This is a genomic window from Neorhizobium sp. P1_A6 (assembly GCF_056406795.1).
Window position 1 is genome coordinate 97,552 of record NZ_JBFTZM010000008.1, and the last position, 24,224, is coordinate 121,775.

At 61.4% G+C, this 24,224-nt stretch carries 28 protein-coding genes; 6 read left to right on the forward strand and 22 right to left on the reverse strand.

Translation table 11 applies throughout. The features are described from left to right. Nucleotides 1-55 precede the first annotated feature (55 nt). Nucleotides 56-1,516, forward strand: a complete 1,461-nt coding sequence (locus tag AC1D3C_RS17425; protein WP_477483763.1) for an MFS transporter — start codon at nt 56-58, stop codon at nt 1,514-1,516. 81 nt (nt 1,517-1,597) lie between these two features. Here AC1D3C_RS17425 and msrA read toward each other — a convergent pair whose 3' ends face one another. The 5 genes from msrA to AC1D3C_RS17450 all read right to left on the reverse strand — a co-directional run bounded on the left by msrA (nt 1,598) and on the right by AC1D3C_RS17450 (nt 7,707). Next, nucleotides 1,598-2,326 (reverse strand): peptide-methionine (S)-S-oxide reductase MsrA, encoded by a 729-nt coding sequence (gene msrA / locus AC1D3C_RS17430; RefSeq protein WP_477483764.1) that lies wholly within the window; start codon nt 2,324-2,326, stop codon nt 1,598-1,600. Between the two features lie 43 nt (nt 2,327-2,369). Further along, entirely contained in the window at nt 2,370-2,864 is a 495-nt protein-coding gene (gene msrB / locus AC1D3C_RS17435) for a peptide-methionine (R)-S-oxide reductase MsrB (RefSeq protein ID WP_247136232.1), read from the reverse strand. 163 nt (nt 2,865-3,027) lie between these two features. Beyond that, complete coding sequence (locus tag AC1D3C_RS17440; RefSeq protein ID WP_477483765.1) at nt 3,028-5,421, reverse strand: phosphoketolase family protein; 2,394 nt, start codon at nt 5,419-5,421, stop codon at nt 3,028-3,030. Between the two features lie 64 nt (nt 5,422-5,485). Beyond that, nucleotides 5,486-6,670, reverse strand: a complete 1,185-nt coding sequence (locus AC1D3C_RS17445; RefSeq protein ID WP_477483766.1) for an acetate/propionate family kinase — start codon at nt 6,668-6,670, stop codon at nt 5,486-5,488. Then, a complete protein-coding gene (locus AC1D3C_RS17450; RefSeq protein WP_477483767.1) occupies nt 6,667-7,707 on the reverse strand; it encodes a bifunctional enoyl-CoA hydratase/phosphate acetyltransferase in 1,041 nt (346 codons plus the stop codon). Before AC1D3C_RS17450 ends, AC1D3C_RS17445 begins: the two co-directional genes overlap by 4 nt. Before the next feature lie 60 nt (nt 7,708-7,767). On the opposite strand from AC1D3C_RS17450, the gene AC1D3C_RS17455 reads away from it, so the two are divergent. Beyond that, a complete protein-coding gene (locus AC1D3C_RS17455) occupies nt 7,768-9,282 on the forward strand; it encodes a bifunctional aminoglycoside phosphotransferase/ATP-binding protein (RefSeq protein WP_477483768.1) in 1,515 nt (504 codons plus the stop codon). A 49-nt stretch (nt 9,283-9,331) separates the two neighbouring features. Here AC1D3C_RS17455 and adhP read toward each other — a convergent pair whose 3' ends face one another. Then, nucleotides 9,332-10,360: an alcohol dehydrogenase AdhP gene (gene adhP / locus AC1D3C_RS17460; RefSeq protein WP_477483769.1), complete on the reverse strand. Its 1,029-nt coding sequence runs from the start codon at nt 10,358-10,360 to the stop codon at nt 9,332-9,334. A gap of 209 nt (nt 10,361-10,569) precedes the next feature. Here adhP and AC1D3C_RS17465 point away from each other — a divergent pair, with 209 nt between their 5' ends. Then, nucleotides 10,570-11,013, forward strand: coding sequence for a hypothetical protein (locus AC1D3C_RS17465; protein WP_477483770.1), 444 nt, complete (start codon nt 10,570-10,572; stop codon nt 11,011-11,013). 70 nt (nt 11,014-11,083) lie between these two features. Here AC1D3C_RS17465 and AC1D3C_RS17470 read toward each other — a convergent pair whose 3' ends face one another. From AC1D3C_RS17470 to AC1D3C_RS17515, 10 genes are all read right to left on the reverse strand, one after another. Beyond that, nucleotides 11,084-11,347 (reverse strand): DUF1488 family protein, encoded by a 264-nt coding sequence (locus tag AC1D3C_RS17470; protein ID WP_038540019.1) that lies wholly within the window; start codon nt 11,345-11,347, stop codon nt 11,084-11,086. A gap of 74 nt (nt 11,348-11,421) precedes the next feature. After that, on the reverse strand, nt 11,422-11,565 hold the full coding sequence (locus AC1D3C_RS17475) for a hypothetical protein (RefSeq protein WP_157885070.1): 144 nt from the start codon (nt 11,563-11,565) through the stop codon (nt 11,422-11,424). A 199-nt stretch (nt 11,566-11,764) separates the two neighbouring features. Next, nucleotides 11,765-12,055 carry a hypothetical protein gene (locus tag AC1D3C_RS17480; RefSeq protein ID WP_038548735.1) on the reverse strand — a complete coding sequence of 97 codons (291 nt, stop codon included), beginning with the start codon at nt 12,053-12,055 and terminating at the stop codon, nt 11,765-11,767. A gap of 138 nt (nt 12,056-12,193) precedes the next feature. Further along, complete coding sequence (locus AC1D3C_RS17485) at nt 12,194-13,234, reverse strand: fatty acid desaturase (RefSeq protein ID WP_477483771.1); 1,041 nt, start codon at nt 13,232-13,234, stop codon at nt 12,194-12,196. A gap of 86 nt (nt 13,235-13,320) precedes the next feature. Further along, nucleotides 13,321-13,701, reverse strand: coding sequence for a DUF6481 family protein (locus tag AC1D3C_RS17490; RefSeq protein ID WP_038540025.1), 381 nt, complete (start codon nt 13,699-13,701; stop codon nt 13,321-13,323). A 181-nt stretch (nt 13,702-13,882) separates the two neighbouring features. Next, complete coding sequence (locus AC1D3C_RS17495; RefSeq protein ID WP_037085395.1) at nt 13,883-14,092, reverse strand: cold-shock protein; 210 nt, start codon at nt 14,090-14,092, stop codon at nt 13,883-13,885. Nucleotides 14,093-14,376: 284 nt separating this feature from the next. Then, complete coding sequence (locus AC1D3C_RS17500) at nt 14,377-15,192, reverse strand: transglutaminase-like domain-containing protein (RefSeq protein ID WP_038540029.1); 816 nt, start codon at nt 15,190-15,192, stop codon at nt 14,377-14,379. Nucleotides 15,193-15,267: 75 nt separating this feature from the next. Further along, nucleotides 15,268-16,164 carry a transglutaminase family protein gene (locus AC1D3C_RS17505; RefSeq protein WP_038540031.1) on the reverse strand — a complete coding sequence of 299 codons (897 nt, stop codon included), beginning with the start codon at nt 16,162-16,164 and terminating at the stop codon, nt 15,268-15,270. A gap of 172 nt (nt 16,165-16,336) precedes the next feature. Further along, nucleotides 16,337-16,582, reverse strand: a complete 246-nt coding sequence (locus AC1D3C_RS17510) for a hypothetical protein (RefSeq protein ID WP_038540034.1) — start codon at nt 16,580-16,582, stop codon at nt 16,337-16,339. A 73-nt stretch (nt 16,583-16,655) separates the two neighbouring features. Then, nucleotides 16,656-16,838, reverse strand: coding sequence for a hypothetical protein (locus AC1D3C_RS17515; protein WP_038540037.1), 183 nt, complete (start codon nt 16,836-16,838; stop codon nt 16,656-16,658). A gap of 332 nt (nt 16,839-17,170) precedes the next feature. Between AC1D3C_RS17515 and AC1D3C_RS17520 the strand changes: the two genes are divergently transcribed. Then, on the forward strand, nt 17,171-17,398 hold the full coding sequence (locus AC1D3C_RS17520; RefSeq protein ID WP_247037980.1) for a hypothetical protein: 228 nt from the start codon (nt 17,171-17,173) through the stop codon (nt 17,396-17,398). 218 nt (nt 17,399-17,616) lie between these two features. On the opposite strand, the gene AC1D3C_RS17525 is transcribed toward AC1D3C_RS17520, so the two are convergent. After that, nucleotides 17,617-17,757 carry a hypothetical protein gene (locus tag AC1D3C_RS17525; protein WP_167551667.1) on the reverse strand — a complete coding sequence of 47 codons (141 nt, stop codon included), beginning with the start codon at nt 17,755-17,757 and terminating at the stop codon, nt 17,617-17,619. Between the two features lie 114 nt (nt 17,758-17,871). After that, complete coding sequence (locus AC1D3C_RS17530; RefSeq protein WP_477483772.1) at nt 17,872-18,126, reverse strand: hypothetical protein; 255 nt, start codon at nt 18,124-18,126, stop codon at nt 17,872-17,874. Nucleotides 18,127-18,421: 295 nt separating this feature from the next. On the opposite strand from AC1D3C_RS17530, the gene AC1D3C_RS17535 reads away from it, so the two are divergent. Both AC1D3C_RS17535 and AC1D3C_RS17540 read left to right on the forward strand, forming a co-directional pair. Then, nucleotides 18,422-18,631, forward strand: a complete 210-nt coding sequence (locus AC1D3C_RS17535) for a cold-shock protein (protein ID WP_038548738.1) — start codon at nt 18,422-18,424, stop codon at nt 18,629-18,631. 128 nt (nt 18,632-18,759) lie between these two features. Continuing rightward, nucleotides 18,760-18,930: a hypothetical protein gene (locus tag AC1D3C_RS17540; protein ID WP_477483773.1), complete on the forward strand. Its 171-nt coding sequence runs from the start codon at nt 18,760-18,762 to the stop codon at nt 18,928-18,930. 40 nt (nt 18,931-18,970) lie between these two features. Here the strand turns inward: AC1D3C_RS17540 and AC1D3C_RS17545 are convergent, their stop codons facing one another. The 4 genes from AC1D3C_RS17545 to AC1D3C_RS17560 all read right to left on the reverse strand — a co-directional run bounded on the left by AC1D3C_RS17545 (nt 18,971) and on the right by AC1D3C_RS17560 (nt 24,182). After that, a complete protein-coding gene (locus tag AC1D3C_RS17545) occupies nt 18,971-19,138 on the reverse strand; it encodes a hypothetical protein (RefSeq protein ID WP_477483774.1) in 168 nt (55 codons plus the stop codon). A gap of 92 nt (nt 19,139-19,230) precedes the next feature. Beyond that, nucleotides 19,231-20,343: an ABC transporter permease gene (locus AC1D3C_RS17550; RefSeq protein WP_477483775.1), complete on the reverse strand. Its 1,113-nt coding sequence runs from the start codon at nt 20,341-20,343 to the stop codon at nt 19,231-19,233. A gap of 3 nt (nt 20,344-20,346) precedes the next feature. Then, the gene (rbbA, locus tag AC1D3C_RS17555; RefSeq protein WP_477483776.1) at nt 20,347-23,115 is read right to left on the reverse strand and encodes a ribosome-associated ATPase/putative transporter RbbA; all 2,769 of its coding nucleotides are present in this window, start codon (nt 23,113-23,115) and stop codon (nt 20,347-20,349) included. Then, on the reverse strand, nt 23,112-24,182 hold the full coding sequence (locus AC1D3C_RS17560; RefSeq protein ID WP_477483777.1) for an HlyD family secretion protein: 1,071 nt from the start codon (nt 24,180-24,182) through the stop codon (nt 23,112-23,114). Before AC1D3C_RS17560 ends, rbbA begins: the two co-directional genes overlap by 4 nt. Nucleotides 24,183-24,224 lie beyond the last annotated feature (42 nt).

The window sequence follows — 24,224 nt, forward strand, 5'->3', positions numbered from 1 at the left end:
ACCGCCGAACATCCATCCCTATCGTGTTCGCCCCGCGGCGTTCCCAGGTGAACCCATGACCAATCCAAGCTCGAACCGGGCGCTCGTCATTGCGGCCGTCATGGCAAGTATGGCGATGATCGCAATCGAGGCGACGATCGTCTCGACGGCCATGCCGCAGATCGCCGCCCAGCTCGGTCAATTGAACCTCTATAGCTGGGTCTTCTCCTCCTTCCTGCTGGCACAGACCGCTATGACCGTGGTGTTCGGCAAGCTTTCCGACATCTACGGTCGCAAGCCGATCATCCTGTTCGGTACGGCGGTTTTCCTGATCGCTTCGGTTCTGGCAGGTTTCGCCTGGTCAATGCCGTCGATGATCGCCTTTAGGCTGTTGCAGGGCATCGGTGCCGGTGCGATCCAGCCGGTCATCATGACGGTCGTCGGTGATCTTTATCCGGGGGCGGAACGTGGCAAGGTCCAGGGATATCTGGCCAGCGTCTGGGCGCTTTCTGCGGTCGTCGGGCCGCTGCTCGGCAGCATCATCGTCCACAGCCTGCCTTGGGCCTGGGTGTTCTGGATCAACGTGCCGATCGGTATCATGTCGGCGATTGGCTTCATCGTGTACCTGCACGAAGAAAAGCAGACCCGGACGGCATCAATTGACTTTCTGGGGGCAGGCCTCTTCGCCGTGGCCATCTCCGCGCTGATGATCGCGCTCACCGAAACCGAAGGTGCCACCGGCTATCTGTTCGTTTCGCTGGCGATCTTCCTCGTCAGCTTCCTGCTGTTCATCTGGCAGGAGCGGCGCGCCTCGGCTCCGATGGTTTCGTTGGAACTCTGGCTGAAGCGGCCGATCGCTTTTGCCAATACGGCGGTCTTTCTCTCCAGCATGGCGATCATGGGGCTGACGACCTTCCTGCCAATGTACGTGCAGACGGTGCTCAACCGCTCGCCGCTGGTGGCCGGGTTCACGCTGACCATGCTGCTGGTCGGCTGGCCGAGCGGCGGGACCTTCGCCTCGCGGATGTTCCCGCGCTTCGGACTGCGGCCGCTGATGATCGCCGGCAGCCTCTTCGTTCCGGTCGGGGCGTTTCTCCTGGTGTTGCTGACGCCGGAAAGTTCACCCGTCCAGGCAGGCGCCGGCTCGCTGCTGATGGGCTTCGGCATGGGCCTGCTCAATATCTCCGGCCTGGTGATCATCCAGGACAATGTCGGCTGGTCCGAACGCGGCAGCGCGACCGCCTCCAACGTCTTTTCCCGCAATCTCGGCAGCACGCTCGGCGCAGCGCTTCTCGGCGCCGTCCTGACCTACGGGCTTGCCAATTCCATTACGGGGCCGATCACGTCCGATCAGTTGCGCGATCTGCTGCAGGGCGTCGGCGGCGGACTTGCGGCCGGTTCGCCCATCAGGTCTGCGCTCCAGCACGCGCTGCACATGACCTTCATCGCGATGTTCCTGATCACTGCGCTCATCATCGTCGCCTGCCTCTGCGTTCCGGGTGTTGCACGGCGCACCGAGGCGGTGCAGGAAGGCTGAGGCCTTCGAGACGGCCGATATCGCCGGACGGGCGGCGATATCGTTTGGCCAAAAGCAGTACGGGAGCCGTATGTTACGGGCTCAGTTCCCTATGCCGGCCTGCGCGACCAGGACCGGTTTGTCGCGGTAGTCGCTTGGGAACAGCTTCTTCAGGTTCTCGATCTTCGGCAGGTCGTTATAGACGATATAGGGGTAGGTCGGGTTCTGGGTCAGGAAGTCCTGATGGTAGGCTTCCGCCGGATAGAAGGCCTTGCCCGGTTCGATGGTCGTGGCAATCGCCGCATGGAAGATTTTCGCCTTGTTGAGCTGGTCGATATAGGCCTTGGCGACGCGGGCCTGATCCTCGCTGGTCGGGAAGACCGTCGAGCGATACTGCGTACCGGTATCCGGCCCCTGGCGGTTGAGCTGGGTCGGATCATGCGCGACCGAGAAATAGATCTGCAGCAGGTGCCCGTAGGTGACCTTTTTCGGGTCGAAGGTGACCCGGACCGATTCCGCATGGCCCGTCTTGCCGTAACCGACCGTCTCGTAGGCGGCGGTATCCTTGGCGCCGCCGGCATATCCGGAGACGGCGTTCTTGACGCCTTCGACATGCTGGAACACGCCCTGGACACCCCAGAAACAGCCGCCGGCGAAGATGGCGGTTTCGGTCGCAGCCGTGCTCGCCGCCTGGTCGATCGCGGGAGCGGGGATGGCAATTCCTTCCTCGGCCGTAGCGCTGCTGGTCGCGCCAAACGTCAGGCCTGCCAAAACCAGCGCAGTGCCGGCAAAGGCGGTGAGGGTATAGGGTGTTTTCGTTCTGTTTTTCATGGCGGTCTCCTCAACCGAAGTGAATGAAGGATAGGGCGGCGGATCAGGCCGATACGGCACGGAATTTCATGACTGCGCCATTCATGCAGTAGCGCAGGCCGGTCGGCTTCGGTCCGTCGTCGAAGACGTGGCCGAGATGGCCGCCGCAACGGGCGCAATGAACGGCGACGCGGACCATGCCGAGCGTCGTGTCGCTCACCGTGCCGACGGCGTCCTTGAGAGGCGCCCAGAAGCTCGGCCAGCCGGTGCCGCTTTCGAATTTCGTCTCCGACGAGAAAAGCGCCTGGTCGCAGCCGACGCAGGCGAACGTGCCCTTGCGATGCTCATTGAGGAGCGCGCTGCTGCCGGGATATTCGGTGCCTTCCTCGCGCAGGATATTGTACTGCTCCGGCGTCAAAAGCTTGCGCCACTCGTCCGCCGTATGGGTCACGGGGAAACTGTTTCCGGCCGCCGCAAACGTCGAGCGGATGCTCGCGGCGAGAGGAACTGCGGCCAGCGTCAGCGCGCTGCCGGCCAGGAATATGCGTCTGTTCATCATGGCGGAACCTCCCGGTCCATAATCTGCTTTCCTGCATGATTACGGAAGAGGCGTTCGGTTGGTTACACACATCGCCGGGAAACACCGAAACGTGATCTCACGTCGAGTTTCCCGATCCGGGCGAAGGCCCCGACCGAAAGCCAGGACCTTCGTGGATACGGCATCAGCGCGCCGACCATTTCCAGTTCTGGATTTCCGGCATGTCTTCACCATGTTCGCGGACATAACGCGTGTGCTCGCCAAGCTTGCTCTTCAGCATGTCGACCACATCAGCCGCCTTTTCCTTCAGTCCGGGAACGCGCGCGATTGCCTCGATAGCGAGGTGGAATCGGTCGAGTTCGTTCAGCACCGTCATGTCGAAGGGCGTCGTCGTCGTGCCTTCCTCGATGAAGCCGCGCACATGGATGTTCTGGTGGTTGGTGCGTTTGTAGGTCAGCCGGTGGATGAGGTAGGGATAGCCGTGATAGGCGAAGATCACCGGCCGGTCGGTGGTGAACAGCCGGTCGAATTCCTCGTCCGGCAGTCCGTGCGGATGCTGGTCCTGAGACTGCAGGGCGAGCAGGTCGACGACGTTGACGACGCGGATCCTCAAGTCGGGGATCGCTTCGCGCAACAGGGAGACTGCCGCAAGCGTCTCGAGCGTCGGCACGTCGCCGGCGCAGGCCATCACCACGTCGGGCTCGACCGCGCCGCTCTCGTTGCCTGCCCAGTCCCAGATGCCGATGCCGGCTTCGCAATGCCGGATCGCCTCGTCCATCGTCAGCCATTGCGGCTCGGGCTGCTTGCCGGCGACGATGACGTTGACGCGGTCCCAGGTCTTCAGGCAGTGGTCGCCGATCCATAGAAGCGTATTGGCATCCGGCGGCAGGTAGATACGCACGATATCCGCCTTCTTGTTGGCGACGAGGTCGACGAAGCCGGGGTCCTGGTGGGAAAAGCCATTATGGTCCTGCCGCCAGACATGCGAGGTCAGCAGATAGTTGAGGGAGGAAACGGGCTTCCGCCACGGCAGTTCGCGCGACACTTTCAGCCACTTGGCATGCTGGTTGAACATCGAGTCGACGATGTGGATGAAGGCCTCGTAGCATGAGAAGAAACCGTGCCGGCCGGTCAGCAGATAACCTTCCAGCCAGCCCTGGCAGAGATGCTCGGAAAGCACCTCCATCACCCGGCCGTCGCGCGACAGGTGCACGTCGTAGGGTTCGATCCGTTCCATCCAGACGCGGGAGGTGGCCTCGAAGACATTGCCGAGCCGGTTCGATTCCGTTTCGTCAGGGCCGAAGATCCGGAAGTTGGAATTAATGTCGTTGAGCTTCATCACGTCGCGCAGATATTTGCCGAGGATTTCCGTCGTCTGGACCATCTCGGCACCTCGCGTCTTCACAGGTACCGCATAGGCGCGGATGTCGGGCACGACGAGTTCCTTGCGAATGAGGCCGCCATTGGCACGCGGGTTAGCCCCCATGCGGCGTTCTCCCCGGGGCGAGAGAGCGCGCAATTCCTCCTTCAGGCGCCCATTGCCGTCGAAAAGGTCTTCCGGGTCGTAGCTCCGCATCCAGTCCTCGAGGATCTTGCGGTGACCGTCATCCTCGCGGCAGCCCGAGACCGGCACCTGATGGGCGCGCCAGAAACCTTCGACCATCTTGCCGTCGACTTCCTTCGGGCCGGTCCAGCCTTTCGGGCTGCGCAGCACGATCATCGGCCAGCGTGGGCAGGCTTCGGATGCCTTGCCGGCGCGGGCTTGGCTCTGGATTGCGCGTATACGGTCGAAGACCTTGTCCAGGGTGGCGGCCATCTGCCGGTGCATCTTCTCCGGCTCGTGGCCCTCCACGAAGAACGGTTCGTAGCCGTAGCCGCGGAAAAGATGGTCGATATCCTCGTCAGCCATGCGGCCGAGCAGCGTCGGGTTGGCGATCTTGTAGCCGTTGAGATGCAGGATCGGCAGCACGGCACCGTCGCGGGCAGGGTTCAGGAACTTGTTCGAATGCCAGCTCGCGGCAAGCGGCCCTGTCTCCGCCTCGCCGTCGCCGACGACGCAGGCGACCACCAGGTCCGGATTGTCGAAGGCCGCGCCGAAGGCGTGCACCAGCGCGTAGCCGAGTTCGCCGCCTTCATGGATGGAGCCTGGCGTTTCCGGTGCCGCGTGGCTCGGAATGCCGCCGGGGAAGGAGAACTGCCGGAACAGCTTTCGCATACCGGCCGCATCCTCGCCGATCTCGGGATAGATCTCGCTATAGGTGCCTTCGAGATAGGTGCTGGCGACCATGCCCGGCCCGCCATGGCCGGGACCGCAGACATAGATCATGCTGAGATTTCGGTTGCGGATGATCCGGTTGAGATGCGCATAGATGAAGTTGAGGCCGGGCGTGGTGCCCCAGTGGCCGAGCAACCGCGGCTTGATATGCTCCGGCTTCAGCGGCTCCTTCAAGAGCGGGTTGTCAAGCAGATAGATCTGCCCGACGGAGAGATAGTTCGCCGCCCGCCAGTAGCGGTCGATGAGCGCCAGTTCCTCCGCCGTCGTCTCATGATTTTCCGGCTCGATGGTCTTGAGTTGCATCTCATTCTCCTTCGATAGGTCGACGACATCTACCGCGGGTTTCCACCCGGGCTCATGACATGGATCAAGGCTGCGAATTGAGGATGGCGAGGCATTCCTCGGCGATCATCCGTTCCTCGTCGGTCGGGATGACATAAACCGCGACGCGGGCCGCGAGCGTGCTGATCTTCCGGGCGTTGCTGCGGTTTGCCGCCGTATCCAGTTCGACGCCGAGCCAGAGCAGGCGTTCGGCGATGCGCTTCCGGACCTCCGGCTGGTTCTCCCCGATGCCGGCGGTAAAGACCAGCGCATCGAGACCGCCGAGCGTCGAGGTAAGCCTTCCGACCTCGCCGGCGATCCTGAGCGCGAAGAGATCGATTGCCTCCCGGGCCTGGCTGCCGCCGTCCGCGATCAGTTCGCGGGTATCGCCGCTGAGACCAGAAACGCCGAGGAGGCCGGACTTGTGGTAGAGCATGTCCTCCACCTCCTCGACCGATTTCCCGAGCGGACCCAGGAAATGCAGCACCACGCCGGGATCGAGCCAGCCCGGCCTCGTCGCCATCGGAATGCCGTCGAGCGTCGAAAATCCCATGCTGGAATCGCGGCTCTCTCCGTTCTCGATGGCGCAGAGGCTGGCGCCGCTGCCGAGATGGGCGATGACGACTTTGCCGTTCGCGATGTCCGGGGCCTCCCGGACGAGTGCACCAGCCACATACCGGTAGGAAAGTCCGTGGAAGCCGTACCGTTTGATGCCTTGGTCGTGATAGGCGCGGGGGATGGCGAGACGCCGCACGAGGTCTGCCTGCGTCGCATGGAAGGTGGTGTCGAAGGAGCCGGTCTGGAAAAGCGCGGGCCGCAGGTGCCTGATGGCCCTGATCATCCGTAGCGCCTGCGGCTGGTGAAGCGGCGCCAGTTCCGTCAACGACTGGACCCTGGCAATCGTCTCGGCTGTCAGTTCCACCGGGCCGTCGAAGACGTCGCCGCCATGGACGATCCGGTGGCCGGCGGACGTGACGGCGTCGAGGTCGAAATGCTTGTCGAGTTCCCGGAACACCTCGTCCATCAACTCGGCCAGATCGTCGGCGGCTTCGCCCTCCAGCGGCAGATCGAACTGCTCCGGGCCTTCCTTCAGATGCAGCGTCAGCGGGTAGGTTCCGAAATCGACGACCGCCTTGCCGATCCGTTCCGGCCTGTCGCCGTCCACCTTGAAGATGCCGATCTTCGCCGTCGAAGAGCCGGCGTTGAACGTCAGGAGAAGGTTGTCCGTCATAGAGGCATCCTCGCTTCAAGTCGTTTCGCAGCGGTGAGCCTGGCAAGAGCGGCCGACGCGGTTCGAACCTTGGCCGGGTCTGCGCGGCTTGTCAGTATGATAGGAACCCGGGCGCCGAGGACCAGTCCTGCGGCGTCTGCACCGGCGAAATAAATGAGCTGTTTGGCGAGCATATTGCCGGCTTCGAGATCGGGAACCAGCAGGATATCCGCCTGGCCGGCGACCGGAGAGGCGATGCATTTCGCCTGAGCGGCCTCGACGCTGATCGCATTGTCGAAGGCGAGCGGGCCGTCGACGACCGCCCCTTCGATCTGCCCGCGCGCCGCCATGACGGTCAAAGCCGCCGCATCAAGCGTCGAGGGCATCTTGCTGTTAACGGTCTCGACGGCGGCCAGCACCGCCACAAGCGGCTTTGCGACGCCGAGAAGGTGCATGAGATCGACAGCATTCTGGCAGATGTCGCGCTTCTGATCGAGGTCCGGCTGGATGTTGATTGCCGCGTCGGTGACGATCAGCAGCTTGTCATAGGCCGGAATGTCCATGACGTAGACATGGCTCATGCGCCGCCCGGTCTTTAGTTTCGAGGCCGGAGCGACCGCTGCCGAAAGCAGTTCGTCGCTGTGGAGGCTGCCTTTCATCAGGGCAGCGACCTTGGCCGTCGAGGCAAGTTCTACGCTGCGGTCGGCCGCCGCATGGCTATGCTCGACAGGCTCGATGTCGATGCCGGCAAGCGAAAGTTCGGCGGCGTCCGCTATCGCCCTGATCTTGTGCTCCGGGCCGACCAGGATCGGATCGAGAAGGCCCTGTTCCTTGAGTTCCACGGCAGAGCGCAGGGTCTCGGTCGAACATGGATGGACAACCGCCGTCCGCATCGCCGGCAGCGAAATCGCTTGGCGGATGATGGCCTCGTAACGGCCGTGATGTCTGAGCATGATGTCCACGGGAATCGACCTGTTCCTCTCGCTGAGAGCGCATGAGGGGCGCCCACAGTGACCTGTGTCGCCCGGAACGGAGCCGATTTCCTTGACACAGCTCAATGTGCCGACGCCGCGATCCGTGGACTGTCGAGCCGGTGCCGTTCAGCATAAGGTGCAGCTATGATGACAGAAGATCAGAGCAAGACGGCAGCCTTTCTGGCCAACCCGGCATCCTATGGGTTCGCCGGTCCCATCGAGCGGATGGAGACGCATATCTCGTTGATTTTCCTCGTCGGCGACCGGGTCTACAAGCTGAAGAAGGCGCTCAAACTTCCCTATCTCGATTTCTCGACTGCCGCGATCCGTGAGGATGCCTGCCGCAAGGAAGTCGCGCTGAACAGCGAGACTGCTCCCGGCCTCTATATCGGCGCGCGGCGGATCACCCGCTCGGACGCCGGCACTTTGGAGTTCGACGGCGACGGGCCGCTCGTCGATGCCGTCGTCGAAATGACCCGGTTCGAACAGGGCCAGCTCTTCGACCGGATGGCGATCGCTGGCCATCTGACGCAGGAGCTGATGACGCAGACCGCCCGGATGATAGCGTTCTATCATCGCCGTGCACCGGCTGTTTCGAAAGGAGGCGGGGCGGCCAATATCGAAGCTGTCCTCGACATCAACGATGCCGGGTTTGCGACCAGCCATGTCTTCGGTGCGGGAGAGGTGGCGAAACTCAGCGAGATCTTCAGGTCCCGGCTCGTGCAACACAACGAACTTCTCGACCAGCGGGCGCTGGCAGGCAAGGTCCGCCGTTGCCATGGTGATCTTCACTTGCGCAACATCTGCCTGCTGGGCGGCAAGCCTTGCCTGTTCGACTGCATCGAATTCAATCTCGGGATCGCCACCGTCGATGTCCTCTATGACCTTGCCTTTCTGCTGATGGATCTCTGGCACCGCGGTTTCCCCGATCTCGCCAATCTGGTGATGAACCGCTATCTCGATGAAACGGACGACGAGGACGGGTTCTGCCTCCTGCCGTTCCTGATGGCGATCAGGGCCGCGGTCCGCGCGCATGTGACGGCGACCCAGGCCGAAGAGCCAGGCCAGGATGCCGCCAGACTGGGACAGGAAGCGAAGTCCTATTTCGATCTCGCCCATGGTCTTCTGAGGGAAACGTCGCCGCGCCTGATCGCGATCGGCGGCCTCAGCGGTTCCGGCAAGACGACGGTCGCGGATTGCTTGGCCGCCAAGGTCGGCGCGCCGCCGGGAGCGAGGATCGTCGAAAGCGATCGTATCCGGAAAGCCCTGCATGGCGTCTCGGCCGAGACAAGACTTCCCATCTCCGCCTATCAACCCGACGTATCGAGGAAGGTCTATCACGAGATGGCGAGGCATGCGGAACTGATCCTGGCTCAGGGAGGATCGGTCGTCGCCGACGCAGTCTTCGACGATCCGGACAATCGGCACCTCATGGAGGCTGCGGCTGCAAAGACCGATGCCAGCTTCCAGGGTATCTGGCTCGAGGCAAATCCGGAACTTCTCTGGCAGCGGGTCCGAGAACGGGCAGGAGGCCCCTCGGATGCCACCGCGGACGTGCTGTCCGGGCAATTGGCCCGCAAGCCCGCGGATATAACCTGGCGGAATCTCGATGCGTCGAAAGAGCCCGATGCCATTGCCGCCGCGATCCTGCACGAATGATTTCAGCGCCGGGCGTATGTCGCCCGACGCTGAATGATCACAAGGGTGTTCACGAAAAATCCAGCACCATACGCCCGTCAATCTTGCCGTCCTTCAGGCGCGCGAAGATGTCGTTGATCTCTTCGAGCGGCGCCTTGTGGATCTCCGCCTTGACCTTGCCTTCCGTGGCAAAGGCGATCGCCTCGTCGAGATCGCGTCGTGTCCCGACGATCGAGCCGCGAACGGTGATGCGTTTCAGCACGACATCGAAGATCGGCGTCGGGAACTCGCCGGGCGGTAGGCCGACCAGGCTGACAGTTCCCTTGCGTCTCACCATCCGGATCGCCTGGGAGAAAGCCGGCGGCGAGACGGCGGTGACCAGAACGCCATGCGCGCCGCCGCCGGTCGCCTTCAGCGTGTCCTCGACGGCGGTTAGCGAGCGAGCGTCGACGGCGAGATCGGCGCCGAGGTTGCGGGCAAGCTCCAGCTTTTCCGGGCTGACATCGAGTGCCACCACATGGAAGCCCATCGCCTTGGCATATTGAATTGCGACGTGGCCGAGCCCGCCGATGCCGGAAATCGCCACCCATTCGCCGGGCCTCGCTTCGGTTTCCTTGAGGCCTTTGTAGGTGGTCACGCCGGCACAGAGGATCGGCGAAATTGCCGCAAAGTCAACATTCTGCGGCAGTCTTGCGGCGAAGGCGGCGGATGCGATGACATATTCGGCAAATCCGCCATTGCAGCTATAGCCGGTATTGTGCTGGTGCTCGCAAAGCGTCTCCCAGCCGGTCTCGCAATATTCACAGGCAAGGCATGCGTCGTGCAGCCAGGCAACGCCGACGGCGTCGCCTTCTTTCAATCCTGTGACACCCGGGCCGAGCTCGACGACGATGCCGGCCGCCTCATGTCCGGGAATGAACGGCGGGCTGGGCTTGACGGGCCAGTCGCCATCGGCGGCGTGAAGGTCGGTATGGCAGACGCCGCAGGCCATGACCTTGACGAGGATTTCGCCTGGACCCGGCAGGGGCACCGGGACGCATTCGATCGCAAGTGGCTTGCCGAATTGGTGCACGACAGCGGCTTTCATCGTTCGCGTCATGTTCGTCTCCTTGTTGTGGGAAGCATGAATGCCGCAACGATTATCTCTGACGCGGGCCGCTTCATTGACCCAGCGCAAGCGCGGGGCCGACGGTTCAGCCCTGCGCCCGTTGATGCGCGTCAATGTTCATGGCGCCGATAGCACTCAGAAATAGAGTTTGGAGAGCCGGCCCGGATCTGCATGGGCCTTCCTGGAGCGAGGATATGGAGATGGATTACGACGTGGGTGTCCTCAACGCTGCGGATGTCTATCGCGCTTACGCGGTCGTCCAACTGGTCATGTCAGGGCTGGATCTGCAGCGATGGAAGCGGCTGACCGCTTCGGCCTCATTGCGCCGTGATTGGCTGGCGGTGACGGATGCGCAAGGGTATGTTCGCGGCCTTTGCCACGTCTTCGCCCGCGAGCACCCGGTCTACGGGCGCCAGCTCGAGATCCCTCTCTTTGCATCCGTCAGCCTTCTCGATGACCAGCGCGTTGCAAGACATCTTTTCGAGTTCGCCAAGCTAAGGGCAAAACTGGACGGGTGTGAGAAGGTCCATTTCTGGTCCTCCGCATCGAGAGACTGGGGCAGCCTCGATACACTCAGGGACGCGGGACCTTGGGACGATGGATTGGTCTATGATATGGGCACTGACCGGGCCACCGTTCATTGACCGCGTTGAGCGCCCGGAGCCTCGAAGGCAGCGGGCCGCCTCTCGGTAGGCGATCAGATTTCCATCCGAATTAGCCGAGATCGGCCGCCGTCAGCGTATAGGTCGTGCCGCGATTGGGGCGATATGCCCTCATTGCAGCATCCTGGATGCTGGATCTGGCCGCATCAAAGGCCTGGAGGTAATCGTTCTCCGACATGCCTGTCGCCGTTCTGCTGGCGAGTGCTTCGGCTTCCACGAAAAACCTGACCTCGAACATGCCGTCATAGCCCAGAAAGCGAACGACCTTGCGCGCTTCGTCGAAACTGCGGCTTCTGTTCGGAAATATCAGGGTCATGACGGTTTCAATTCGAGATGGAACGCGTTCTCTGGGGGCGGCGTTCCGGGTTTCTGATGATGCGCATTGCCAGGTCAGAATAGGTCGCGAAGCAGGATGAAGAGAATGAATGCCATGCAAACAGCCGGCACCGCGATGCGGAACAGGTGTGCATAGCCCGCCCGGTGTAATTGCGGGCCTGTCTGGGAAGAAGGTTGGATTCGCCTGATGGAAGACATGCCGTCCTCCTCCTTGGGGCCAGGGCTCGCGCCCTTGATCGCAGCGCCCGTTCTGAATCTGCTACCTGCGGCTAATATGGGTCGAAAACGGACAAATACAAGGGTATTTCTCTCTGCTCCTCAAGAGAAGAGAGATCTCCTGCAGCCGTATTTCACATGATCCGGCTGCTGCATATCGCACGGTATAACCGCATATCGGTTATTTGTTCTTCAGAAGCCATATCTTGCCGGCCATGGTGATTCCATGCGCCGATTCTTCCACCGAGACGTCCTCGTTGAGGACACGCAGAAGGCCGTGTTCCCGCAGTTCGTTCAGCGTCGTCGTCGTCAGGAACTTGATCTTCTGCGGCCGTTCCTTGAACCGGTCGTTCCGCGCGTAAGTCACGACCGCGTTCAGATGCGTCCACTTCTTGGCTTCCTGCGGGAACAGGTCACCATCCTTCGCCAGCTTGAGGCCCCTGACCTGGGTCGGCGTCAGCTCGACAGTCAGCGCATGCGCCGCCGGCGTCGGGGCGGTGGTCGTTTTGGTGTTCTCGGTCGTGTTCAATGTACAGTCCTTGATCGGTAGGGAGGTAGTCTTTGTGCATCGGTGCTCAGGCAGTGGTTTCAGCCTCGCCGATTGCAGCGGTTAAGAAGTCTTCGCCGCCTTGGCGGCATCGCGAAACGACAGGAGCTTTCGGCTCTTTTCGTCCCAGAGCACGAGTTTGACGCATTGGATGCTCTGCCAAAGCGTTATGCGGCCGATGCCGGCCAGTTCGGGGTGATCGCGCAACACCTCGGGCAGCCGGTAGTAGGGTATCCTGCTCGACAGGTGATGGACGTGGTGAATGCCGATATTGCCGGTCAGCCAGCGAAGCACCAGCGGCAGGTCGTAATGGGAGGCGCCGTGAAGGGCGGCCTCCGGAAACTGCCAGTCCTCGGTCTTCGACCAATGGGTCTCCTCGAACTGGTGCTGAACGTAGAAAAGCCAGACGCCGGCGGCCCCCGCGATCAGCACGATCGGCAGGTGGACCAGCAGAAAGGGTACCAGCCCGATCGCCCATATCATCAAGGCCGCAAGAACGGCGATCGCGAAATTGGTCGCCATCGTGGAAATCCATGGCAGGGCGCCGGACCCCATCATTCCAAAGGGCAGGCGCTGCTTGAAGAGGAAAAGCCAGGCGGGTCCGATGCCGAACATTACCAGCGGATGGCGGTAAAGGCGATAAGCGAGCCGGCGCGACCAGGGAAGAGCCTGATATTCGGCGATCGTCAGCGTGGTGATATCGCCGACGCCGCGTTCGTCGAGGTTGCCGGCCGAGGCGTGGTGGGCGGCATGTGCCCGGCGCCAGTAGTCATAAGGCGTCAGGGTCAGGACTCCCAGCACGCGTCCGGTCCAATTGTCCAGGCGCCGACGTGCGAAGAACGAGCCGTGCCCGCAATCGTGCTGGATCATGAACAGCCGCAGCAGAAAAGCGGCGGCGGGAAGGACGAGGATCAGCCCGATCGGGAAACCTAGGAATACGGAAATATAGGCGCCGGCCCAGAGGACGGCGAACGGCAGCACCGTGACAAGCAGTTCGAAGCTGCTGCGTCCGAAACGCGGCTGCCGATATTTAGAAAGAATCTTCAGCCACGCGCCGATATCGTCTTCGGTATCGGGCGCTGGCGCATAGGCTCTGGCGTTCATGGAAATCGATCCACCTTTTTTGCCTCGGCATGCGGCGGGCCCGAAGCGGGATGTGCCTGCATGGTTTCAGGCACATGCCTCGAATATCAGCCCTGACGGGCCTTGCGTGCGGCGTAACGACGATCGCGCTCCGCCTTGCGGGCGGCTTCATCGGCAACGACCCGAGCAACCCGGGCGTTGGTTTCCGCTTGCTGGGCCTCGGCTGCGGCCTTTTCATGGGCTTCCGCGGCTGCGGCCAATGCGGCAGCTTCCTGCAGCTGGCGTTCGTTCTCCGCCGCCTTCAGCGCTTCGCGCTCGGCACGGCGGGCTTCTCTCGCGGCGGCAAGGGCCTCGCGTTCGGCGCGTCGTTCCTGCACAGCGGGATCGGTCGGTTTGGGGGCGGACGCAAACTTCGCCAAAAGCTCTCGCTTGGCATCCGCCGCTGTCTTGCGGCGCTCGGCAAAGCTGTTGTCGCTCGGGTGTCTCAATGTATCTTCCTTGTCAGATCTTGAATGTGGCGGTTGAAAACGAATATCGCGCTTAACGGGAAGTTATGCGGATGTTCGCGTCAGCCAAATGCCTCAACGGAAAAAGGCCAGACATATGCCTGGCCTTCACATATCTTTTGCCGCCATGCCGGTACATCCGTGGTCATGGGAGGCTAAAGTTTTAGGCAGCCTGAAGCTGGCCTGCGGACATCTTGCCCGACTTGCGGTCACGCTCAAGTTCAAAGCCGAGCTTCTGACCTTCAACGATCGAGCTCATGCCAGCGCGTTCGACGGCCGAGATGTGAACGAAGACGTCGGCGCTGCCGTCGTCAGGCTGAATGAAGCCGAAGCCCTTGGTGGCATTGAACCATTTAACTGTGCCAGTGGCCATAACGAACCCTTTCATAGCAACATTGATAATCCGCCGGGCGACGCACGGCGGGTGTTTCGACTTTTGAGAGGGAAAGTTCGTCAAGAAGCGCGATGCGCAGCAAAAACAAATATCGGCAAACAAAGTATCGATGACCCCTACCTAATGCATCATGACCGAAGTGTCAACTTTTTGTTTTGAAAATCATGAGACGCGCAACCGTGAGTGGTTTCTGTTGATGGCGGGAGAATATCAACGGTACCCCCTTTCGGGCTTGAGCGCCAAAGGGCCGGCAGTTTGAAGATTCAGGCGGAGGCCGGTATTTCTTCGGTCGTCACCTGGAAAGAAGCCAGGATCGCCGGGCCGAAGGCGGTCGAAAGCGCCACGTCCGTCGCATCCCGCCCGGTCGCCATCAGGATGCGCCCGATGCGGGGTTTGTTATGGCGGGCATCGACGGTATTCCAGCGCCCGCCGAGATAGACTTGGAACCAGGCGCTGAAATCCATCGGGTTGATATCCACCGGCACACCGATATCGCCGAGATAGCCGGTGCAGTAACGCGCCGGAATGTTCATGCAGCGGCAAAGCGTGATGGCGAGATGCGCGAAATCGCGGCAGACGCCCGTGCGATCGGTAAAGCCTCCAAAAGCTGTCCGCAGCGGATCCGCGTTCTGGTAGTTGAAGGTGATGTGGTTGTGGGCAAAGTCGAGGATCGCCTGCACCCGCGGCCAGCCGAGAGGCGTCGCGGAAAATGTCTTCCAGGCGAAATCCGCCAGGCGGTCGGTGTCGCAGTAGCGGCTGCCGAGCAGGAAGACCAGCACGTCGTCCGGCAGATCCTTGATGTCGTGCTGGAAGGCATTTTGCGGCACCGGGTCAGGCATGCCGTCGTCGTAGATCTCGAATTCGGTCGAGATCGTCGTCAGCCCCGGCGGTGCCACGATCCGGCTGCAGGCGTTTCCGAAACTGTCGAGATAGCTCCAGGCCTCGATCGGGCGATCGAAGCTCAGCACTTGGTCGCTCAAAAGGTCCGCGCGACGCGAGGGATGGATATTCAGAACCAGTAGCATCGCCGTATCGTGCTGGCATTCATACCCTATGCGAAACCCTGCGCGTATCTTCATGATCGTATCCCTATGGAGAAACTCTGGCCGAAATGGCAGTTCAGCGGCAACGCTCGAATAATCCGGGTGTTCCGGTTACCCGTGGAGTTTCACGCTTTGGTCATCGGTCGTCACGTTAACCTGCACGGACATGCTGTCGAAATCGGTATCGTCGCCATCGTAACTTCCCGATAGCGGGATCGCCTGTCGCGGATCGCGAGCGACACCCACGCGTATCAGGTCGCGATTGCCGACGATACCGTTGGTGGGATCGAATTCCACCCACCCGGCGCCGGGAAGATAGACTTGGCACCAGGCGTGGGTCGATCCGCCGCCGAGCGTTATCGAGCCGTCGCGGTCGGGCACGTAGATATAGCCGGTCACGAAACGCGCCGCCAAGCCGAGCGACCGCGCCGCTTCCATCATCAGCAGTGCGAAATCGCGGCAGGTGCCGCGGCGCAGTTGCAGGGTTTCGAGCGGCGGTTGCGTCCCGTGTTCGGAGCGCCTGGCGTAGATGAAGCCCTCGTGGAGCGCGAAGCACATGGTCATCAGCAGATGCCCCGTTTCGGTGGCATGGCCGACCCTGACGAATTGCCGTGCCCATTTGCCAACCCGGTCCTCTGGATCGGGATAGTGGCGCTGGATCGTCCTCTCCAGATCGAAGGCTTCTTCCGGATCGTAGACGAACGGATAGGTGAGTGCCTCTTCGTCGATCTGGAAATCCATCGCCACCTGCGGCGTGTGGTCGAGGCGGATATTGGTTTCGAACCGTAGTTCGGAAGACGCCTTCGATATTCCGACCAGCGCGACGCAATTGCCGAAGACATCATGGATCCACCGGACATAGTCCGGTTTTGGATAAACGTTGAGCTGGGAACTCAGTAAAGTCTGGTCGAAACTATCCCGCGGCCTGAACATCAGCCTGTGTTCGCCGAACTCCACCGGCCTCGTATACCGATAGGAGGTGACATGCCGGACGGAAAATATCGTCATCCAATTCACCCCAAGAGCAGTAAGGTCGGCACGCGCTGGCGCGGGGGCTTTCATCGAACCCTGCTTGATCACCGCTATAACAGCCGCCATGTCAAGGCGATAGGAAAAACCAGCCGCACCCGGTAAATTACGATAATCCCGAACACCGCATAGGAACCCCGAGAGGGTAACCTCACTGGTCCCGACGCTGCAGCGGATATTCACCGGCGTCGTAGAGTTTCTGTATCTGCGTGCTGTCGAACCGGGCTTCTTCGACCTCGAGGATCGACCCGCGCAACAGGGATGCAGGCATGACCTCGATTGCAAAACGCAAGGCCTCGGCCACGGTTTCGAACCTCTTGTAGCCAAGCCTGCTCGTTCTCTTCCAGTTCTTGCACGGGTAGAGGCCCGCGCCGGCATTGTAGTTGAAGGCGGCCATGCTGGTGTCCTTGTGGTCGAGGAGATGTGCGAGGGGATGATCCGAACGAATAACTTCGTCGGAACAATCCGTGTCAGGCCGGCTGCAATTGCGACGCGCGCCTCTGGAGGCGCTCCTGCTTTTGCGCGAGCTTGAGTTCCCGGCTTCTCAGCGCCTGTCTCTGGCGGAATTCCTGCAGCTTCGCTGCATTGGAGCCTTCTTCTGCATCGGGTTTGCGAAACAGATTCTGGGCGGCATTACGGACGGTATCGATCATTGATGTAACCTTAAAGGATAGACTGCGGGACGCGACAACGGCCAACGCAAGAATGCTCCAGCCGACGGGGCGGAGTTCGACGTTCGCAAAATCAAGGGTGTCGCCAAGCAACCGGCGGAGCCGGGAGGATCAGGTAGCCGAAAAGGCTGAAAACGTGAATCATATATGGCGAAATAATGCGTCAGTTTCAAGTCTTGTCTCAAAACGGATAGGCGGTGCTTGCCATGGGCGGGAATGAGGCCCATCGTGGCTGGTCGGCTGCAACTGGCAAGGGCGCAGCCGCCTGAGGGACCCGATGCGAGCCCTAGCCCCGACGACCAAGGAGGGGCACGATGTCCTCACGATCCTCGCATCCGAATTTCCAGCTTTATTTCGAGAAAATGCTGACGAACAACCAGCCGCAGGCTGAACAATCCGCAGAAAGCTGCCCCGACGCATCGAGCCTGCATGCCATCTTCCGGGGTATGCCGATCCAGGGACCGCCGCTGACGGGTTCGGAGATTTGGCTTGGTGGCATCCGCGCCACCCGCGTTTCGAAGAAGCCTCCCGGATTGCGCTAGCCGGCAAAGCTTTCCGCCGACGCAGGGATTGGAAATAGGATCACATCTCCGCGCCCGATGGGAGCGGATGGTCAAAGGACACATTTTCCAAGAAAGCGAAACGCAAACGATCCAGCAACGACCGGATGGCAATCATCCCTGTCGCCTGCTTGAGCCTGCGAATTTCGAAGGGGGCCGGCGTCGGAGGCGCCGTGGTGCGGCGCCTCCTGCCCGAAACATTATTTCGGCTTTTTGCCCAAGGTGAGACCGCTGCCGGCGAGCTTGACCTGTGCGCCTGCGGGCGCGGCCGTCACGGCTGCAGTCTTGTCTTTTTTCGGTTTGCGAGTTTCGCGGTTACTTCGTACCTGGCCTTTAGCCATTTTGTCCTCCTTGGGCGGCGATGGATAGTGGAGAGTGAAACCGTTGTTCGGCAGACAGGCATGCAAAGCGTGAAATGACGGATCTGCGAAATCCTGCCTTTGCCAGCCGAACTATCAAAGCTGCGGTGTTACGGTATCTCTGTGTTTGCTCAACGAAGCCGATATTGCGGCCCCAAAGCTCTTCTCGGGATGATCGCCAAAACGGGCAAGCATCATGGCTGCTCCCGTCGTGTCTGCCCGACCGCCGACAAGCAGTCCGCTTGGCTGCGTACGCTCACTGAATTGGTGAAGTTCGATATTTTCCCGGTATCCGGGGCCGCTGACGCGGACCAGGTTGCGGGAGGTGGTCTGAGAGAATTCGGAAGACATGACGTCCTCCTTTCATTGGGGCCAGGGCGTGAAAATCCTGAAGCAGCAGCGCCCTTTATATAGCTGCTGAAGTCCTCATCATGCGCCGGACTTGCGCCAAAGGCAATGTGCGGGGTTGCGAGAAATGCCTTGCTCAAGACATAGTTGACCGATAGGGGTTACCATCGAAATTGGTTGTCGAGCTTCGTTTTCACGCCTTTTGCGTTCGAGCTGATCTTTCCTTTCAAAATCGATCTCTTTTGTCGCTGGCATTTTGCCGGACGGCGACCTGTGTTCGATCGGAAGGATCATCTTCATGAGCAGCGGAATCGTAAAATTTTTCAACACCTCCAAGGGCTTCGGCTTTATCCAGCCCGCCGACGGATCGACGGACGTGTTCGTCCACATCTCGGCCGTCGAACGTTCGGGAATGACCTATCTGGCTGAAGGCCAGAAGGTGAGCTTCGATGTCGTGCGGGACAACCGCACCGGCAAGAATGCAGCTGAAAACCTGCAGATAGCCTAAAGCCAAAACCAACTCCGGTCCCAAAACCAACTCCGGTATTTGACCACGGATGTACAGGCACGGACCGTTGAAGCGGTCGGGTGGCTGACCCCTCTCGGCCTTTCTCTTCGAATAACGAAAGAATTTCCATGAAAAAGACAGATGCAGAACAGCAGGTAAAACGAGCCCAGCGCCAGGTCGTCAATACCAGCGGCGGCGGCCATCTCGGCGGCACCAACCACGGCCAGGGCTATGACGCCAAGACCTCTTCCGCAAAGGGCAAGGCCGACAAGGGCCGCAAGACCGGCGGCAAGAACTAAGCATCAGATAATGCGGGCCGAGGAGCACTTCGGCCCGTTTTTACTTGCGCTTGGGAGCAACCGGCTGTTTCTCCGGCCTTCGGGGATGGCCCGGTGCGATGGGATCGCTTGCCGGAAAAGTCTCTACGAGCGACTCTTCCAGGTAATCGTCCTGCTCCTTGGCGATGTCTTTGGCGGACGTTCCGGGTGAAGGAGCCTCTTTTCCCATTTTCGAGCTTCCTCGTTGATCGACCCGGTAATTCTACTCCCGTTTCTTCGCCGGCAGAAGCAGGAATAAGCACCGGCATGTTCAGGTAGGTTTTATCGCAACGACCTGCGGAAGCCGCGCAGCGAAAAGGCAAACAACACCGTCGCGATGACGAGCAGCCACGCAAATTGCGGCCAGACCACCGAGAACCCGGCGCCGCGGTAAAGGATCGCCTGGGCGAGCAGGATGAAATGTGTGTTCGGCGCAGCGAGCATGATCGTCTGGATCACTTCCGGCATGCTCTCGCGGGGCGTGGTCGCGCCTGAGAGGATCTGCAGCGGCAGCAGCACCAGCATCAGCAACAGGCCGAACTGCGGCATCGAGCCCGCAAGCGTCGCGAGCGCGATCCCCATCGCGGTTGCAGCGAGAAGATGGAGCGCCGCTCCGGCCATGAACAGCATGATCGATCCCTCGACCGGAACCTTCAGCAATCCCTGCACCACGAAGATCAGCGAAAGCAGGGTGGCGACGAACACCACCAGCCCCATCGACCACACTTTTGCAGCCATGATTTCGAACGGCGTCAGCGGCATCACCAGAAGATGCTCAACCGTGCCGTGTTCCCGCTCGCGGATGAGGGCGGTGCCTGTCAGGATGATCGCCAGCATGGTGACGTTGTTGATGACGTTCATCACCGAGGCGAACCACATCTGGTTGAGTTCGGGATTGAACCGCGCGCGCAATGCGAGGTTCACCGTTGGCGCGCGACCGTCGATATCTGCGGCGGCAAAACCGGCGACTTCGGTCGAGACGATATTCTGCACATAGCCGGATCCGGAAAATGCCTGGGTCATGCGGGTCGCATCGACATTGAGTTGGACGACCGGGGATTTGCCGGCGATCAGGTCGCTCTGGAAGTTCGGCGGAATATCGAGTGCGAACGTGTCGGTGCCGGCATCCATGCGAGCATCCATCTCGCCCGCCGTGATCATCGCCGGCGGTTTGAAATAGGGCTGCAGGAAAGAGTCGGCGATCTGGCGCGAGAGCGGCGAATTGTCCTCGTCGACGATCGCGATCGGCGCATTGTTCAATGTTTCGGGAACGGCTTTTGCTTCCGTATAAACGGCGATCGTGAAGGAATAGACGATCAGCCCGAGCAATATCGGATCGCGCATCAGCCCGCGCAATTCCTTGATCCCGAGGTGGAAGATATTGGCGAGCCGCATCCGTCACCGTGCCTGTTTCTTGAGAAAGACGGCGCTCGCCGCAATCAGCAGCGGCCCGGCAACAATGAGCGGCAGGAAAGCTTCGAAGAGGTTTTCGAAGCCGAGGCCCTTCGAGAAGGTGCCGCGCGAGATGATGTTGAAATAGGTCGTGGGATAAATCTGGCCGATGACCGCCCCGATGCCCTGCAGCGAGGAGACCGGATCGATCATGCCGGCAAACTGCACCGCCGGTATGATCGTCATCAACGTCGTCCCGAAGATCGCGGCGATCTGGCTCGACATGAAGGTCGAAACAAGCAGGCCGAAGGCGGTCGCGAAAGCGACATAGAGAAGTGCCGCTGCGGTGAAGGCAGCTAAGCTGCCGGTGAATGGCACCTGGAACACCAGGATCGCAAACAGCCACAGGAGCACGGCGTTCATCATGCCGAGCGCCAGGTAGGGAAGCTGCTTGCCGATGAGGAATTCCAGCCGCGTCACCGGCGTCACGTAGAAATTGACGATCGAGCCGAGTTCCTTTTCCCGCACCACTGACAGCGCCGCGAGCATCGCCGGGATCAGCAGAAGCAGCAGCGGAATGACGGCCGGGACCATCGCCACCAGGCTTTCGATGCCGGGATTGTAGCGGAAGCGGGTCTCGATCGAGAACTGCCCCTTGGCGGCATCGCCGAAGATTTCGCGCGCCTTTTGCGCCAACCAGTGGGCGTGCATGCCCTGCACGTAGCCGCGCGTGGTTTCCGCCCGCTGCGGCATGGCGCCGTCGATCCACGCCCCGATCTCAACATCGTGGCCGCGGGCGACATGTTCGGCAAAACCGGCCGGAATCTCGATCGCCAGCTTCAGCGAGCCGTCGCGCATGCGCCGGTCGAGATCGGCATAATCGCCGAGCGGCGGCTGCTCGACGAAATAGCGGGAACCGGCGATGTCGGCGATATAGTCGCGGCTGGCGACCGTGTCGTCCCGGTCGAGAACCGCGAATGTCAGGTCCTTGACGTCCATGTTGATGCCGTAGCCGATCACGAACATCAGGATCACGCTGCCGATCAGCGCCAGGGTGGCCCGAATGGGGTCGCGGCGGATCTCCAGGGTCTCTCGAAGACTATAGCTCCAGATGCGAAGCGGGTCGAAGGAGCGGTGCGGCCGTGCTCCGGCGAACTTGCGCCCGTCGTCTGCCGTCGAGGGTGCCGATGCGGATGAGGCAGTCGTCTCGCCGATCGCATCTTCGAGATAGGCGATAAACGCCTCCTCCAGCGTTGTGGCATAGCGGCTTTTGCGGATCGCATCGGGCGTATCGCTCACCAGCACCTTGCCGGCATGCATCAGCGAGATGCGGTCGCAGCGCTCCGCTTCATTCATGAAATGGGTGGAGATAAATATGGTGACATGGTCTTTGCGGGAGAGCTCGATCAGCGCCGCCCACAACTGGTCGCGGGCGATCGGGTCTACGCCCGAAGTCGGTTCGTCGAGGATCAGCACTTCCGGCGAATGGATCAGCGCCACAGCTAGCGAAAGCCGCTGCCGGACACCGAGAGGCAAACCGTCTGGCAGTGCGTCCATGACGTCCGTAAGCTCGAAACGCCGGCCCATTTCTTCGATCCGTGCCGAGATCGTGTCGGCCGGCAGCTGAAACAGCCGCGCATGCAGGTCGAGGTTCTGCCGGACCGTCAGTTCCGTATAGAGCGAGAAAGCCTGGCTCATGTAGCCGACGCGCCTGCGGACATCCATGTCCTTCGGATCGACCGTCTTGCCGAACAACTTCGCCGTGCCTTCGCTTGCCGGCAGCAGGCCGGTCAGCATCTTCATCGTCGTGGACTTGCCGCAGCCGTTCGAGCCGAGGAAGCCAAAGATCTCGCCGCGGCGGATGCGGAAGCTGACATTGTCCACCGCCGTGAAATCGCCGAAGCGCATGGTGAGGCCTTCCGCCTCGATGGCAAATTCGGCCTCGTCGAAATCTGCCGGGGGATGAAGCGGAATGACCTTGTGCGTGGCGCGCCTCTCCTCCGGCATCAGCGTAATGAAGGCATCGTCGAGCGTGGCGGCGCCGGTATGGGTAAGGATTTCGCGCGGTGTGCCGGTCGCCAGCACCTTGCCGGCATCCATGGCCGCCAGCCAGTCGAAGCGCGCCGCTTCCTCCATATAGGCGGTTGCAACGATCACGCTCATCTCCGGTCGCTCCCTCCGGATATCGTCGACGAGGCTCCAGAACTGCCGGCGCGACAGCGGGTCGACGCCGGTCGTCGGCTCGTCGAGGATCAAAAGGTCCGGATCGTGAATGAGGGCGCAGCAAAGGCCGAGCTTCTGTTTCATGCCGCCCGAAAGCTTGCCGGCGGGGCGGTCCTCGAAGCCCGAAAGGCCGGTGCGTTTCAGAAGGTTAGCGATGCGATATTCCCGCTCCTCGCGGCCCTGGCCGAACAAGCGGGCAAAGAAATCGGCATTCTCGAACACCGATAACGTCGGATAGAGGTTTTTGCCGAGCCCCTGCGGCATATAGGCGATGGCCGGGCAGGTGCGATCGCGGTGGCGGGCGCTGCGCATGTCGCCGCCAAGCACTTCGACCTCGCCCGTCTGGATCTGGCGTGCGCCGGAGATCAGCGAAAGCAGCGAGGATTTGCCCACCCCGTCCGGGCCGATCAGGCCGACCATACGCCCGGATGGCAAGTCGAGACTTATGCCGTCGATGGCGCGCGTTTTGCCGTAGGAATGGCCGACATCCGTCAGCCGCGCCACATAGGCAGGTTCCGCCGGAGCGCCCTTCGCTTGCTGCTCCGGGCTCATGGGGTGATCGGCCGTGACAGCGCCGCCGGCCACTCTGCGGCGGGATCGAGCTTCACATAGGTCCGGCCCGGCAACCCGGTCTTGACCTGCGCGATATATTTCTGGAGCAGTTCCGGAGAGACGCGCGCCCGCAGGCGGAACATCAGTTTCTGTCGTTCCTCCTCGGTCTCCACCGTCTTCGGCGTGAATTGCGCGACATCGGACACGAAGGATATCCGGGCCGGAATGACATATTGGGGGGCTGCGTCGAGAACGATCCGGGCCTCGCCGCCGATCGGGGTGCGCCCGGCTTCCCCGGTCGGTAGGAAGAACGTCATGTAGACATCGCCGACATCGAGGATGTTGAGCACGCGGCCGCCGGCAGCGACCACTTCGCCCGGCTGCGCCACGAGATATTGCACCCGTCCGTCGCGCGGGGCCTTGAGCTCGGAATCGCGCAGATCGGCATCGATCCGCGCGACAGTCGCCTGCACCGCCTCGACCGATGCCTCCGCATCCACGACCTGAGACTGCGCCGCGCCGATCGCCGCATCGGTCGCCGCAAGGTTGGCTTTGGCCACCGCGACGGTCGCCACTCCTCCCTCGACCCTGGCGCGGTCGTCGTCCAGCAACTGTTCGGACACCGATCCGCTGCGGCTCATCTGCTCGCTGCGGGCCAGCCGCTTGCGAGCCGATTGCAGCTGGACCTCGTTCTGGGAGACCGTTGCGGCCGCAGCTTCCTTTTCCGCCTGGCGCTGGACGACGAGGCTTTTCGCGGTTTCGATGGCGATCTTCGCCCTTGCAAGCTGGGCCTCCGCTTCCCGCTTCTGGGCGCCGAGCTGTTCGATATCCATGCGGGCGACGATCGCGCCGGCTTTGACGAAGTTGCCTTCCTTCACCAGAATATCGGAAAGGCGTCCCGCGGTTCTCGCCGCGACATCGATTTCGACCGCCTCGATGCGGCCGTTTCCACTGGCAATTCCCTGCATGGCTCGCTCGGCCCGAAGGTCCTGCTGATACCGCCAGCCGAAATAACCGGCGGCACCTACGACTGCGACAATGATGGCGGCTTTTGCGATACGGTTCAAAGGGAGGCTCCATGAACGCTGATGTCAGGCAGTTCTCGTATC

Bases quoted from the DNA above. Each gene is read 5' to 3' on its own strand.
- AC1D3C_RS17510 (WP_038540034.1), bottom strand. From the start codon at position 16,582: ATGGCCGCCTTCAACTACAATGCCGGCGCGGGCCTCTACCCGTGCAAG.
- AC1D3C_RS17495 (WP_037085395.1), bottom strand. From the start codon at position 14,092: ATGGCCACTGGCACAGTTAAATGGTTCAATGCCACCAAGGGCTTCGGC.
- AC1D3C_RS17520 (WP_247037980.1), top strand. From the start codon at position 17,171: ATGTCCTCACGATCCTCGCATCCGAATTTCCAGCTTTATTTCGAGAAA.
- AC1D3C_RS17545 (WP_477483774.1), bottom strand. From the start codon at position 19,138: ATGGGAAAAGAGGCTCCTTCACCCGGAACGTCCGCCAAAGACATCGCC.
- msrA (WP_477483764.1), bottom strand. From the start codon at position 2,326: ATGAAAAACAGAACGAAAACACCCTATACCCTCACCGCCTTTGCCGGC.
- rbbA (WP_477483776.1), bottom strand. From the start codon at position 23,115: ATGAGCCCGGAGCAGCAAGCGAAGGGCGCTCCGGCGGAACCTGCCTAT.
- AC1D3C_RS17530 (WP_477483772.1), bottom strand. From the start codon at position 18,126: ATGTCTTCCGAATTCTCTCAGACCACCTCCCGCAACCTGGTCCGCGTC.
- AC1D3C_RS17505 (WP_038540031.1), bottom strand. From the start codon at position 16,164: ATGACGATATTTTCCGTCCGGCATGTCACCTCCTATCGGTATACGAGG.
- AC1D3C_RS17470 (WP_038540019.1), bottom strand. From the start codon at position 11,347: ATGACCCTGATATTTCCGAACAGAAGCCGCAGTTTCGACGAAGCGCGC.
- AC1D3C_RS17515 (WP_038540037.1), bottom strand. From the start codon at position 16,838: ATGATCGATACCGTCCGTAATGCCGCCCAGAATCTGTTTCGCAAACCC.
- AC1D3C_RS17500 (WP_038540029.1), bottom strand. From the start codon at position 15,192: ATGAAGATACGCGCAGGGTTTCGCATAGGGTATGAATGCCAGCACGAT.
- AC1D3C_RS17485 (WP_477483771.1), bottom strand. From the start codon at position 13,234: ATGAACGCCAGAGCCTATGCGCCAGCGCCCGATACCGAAGACGATATC.
- AC1D3C_RS17540 (WP_477483773.1), top strand. From the start codon at position 18,760: ATGAAAAAGACAGATGCAGAACAGCAGGTAAAACGAGCCCAGCGCCAG.
- AC1D3C_RS17535 (WP_038548738.1), top strand. From the start codon at position 18,422: ATGAGCAGCGGAATCGTAAAATTTTTCAACACCTCCAAGGGCTTCGGC.
- AC1D3C_RS17455 (WP_477483768.1), top strand. From the start codon at position 7,768: ATGATGACAGAAGATCAGAGCAAGACGGCAGCCTTTCTGGCCAACCCG.
- msrB (WP_247136232.1), bottom strand. From the start codon at position 2,864: ATGATGAACAGACGCATATTCCTGGCCGGCAGCGCGCTGACGCTGGCC.
- AC1D3C_RS17465 (WP_477483770.1), top strand. From the start codon at position 10,570: ATGGATTACGACGTGGGTGTCCTCAACGCTGCGGATGTCTATCGCGCT.
- AC1D3C_RS17445 (WP_477483766.1), bottom strand. From the start codon at position 6,670: ATGACGGACAACCTTCTCCTGACGTTCAACGCCGGCTCTTCGACGGCG.
- AC1D3C_RS17525 (WP_167551667.1), bottom strand. From the start codon at position 17,757: ATGGCTAAAGGCCAGGTACGAAGTAACCGCGAAACTCGCAAACCGAAA.
- AC1D3C_RS17425 (WP_477483763.1), top strand. From the start codon at position 56: ATGACCAATCCAAGCTCGAACCGGGCGCTCGTCATTGCGGCCGTCATG.
- AC1D3C_RS17475 (WP_157885070.1), bottom strand. From the start codon at position 11,565: ATGTCTTCCATCAGGCGAATCCAACCTTCTTCCCAGACAGGCCCGCAA.
- AC1D3C_RS17550 (WP_477483775.1), bottom strand. From the start codon at position 20,343: ATGCGGCTCGCCAATATCTTCCACCTCGGGATCAAGGAATTGCGCGGG.
- adhP (WP_477483769.1), bottom strand. From the start codon at position 10,360: ATGACGCGAACGATGAAAGCCGCTGTCGTGCACCAATTCGGCAAGCCA.
- AC1D3C_RS17440 (WP_477483765.1), bottom strand. From the start codon at position 5,421: ATGCAACTCAAGACCATCGAGCCGGAAAATCATGAGACGACGGCGGAG.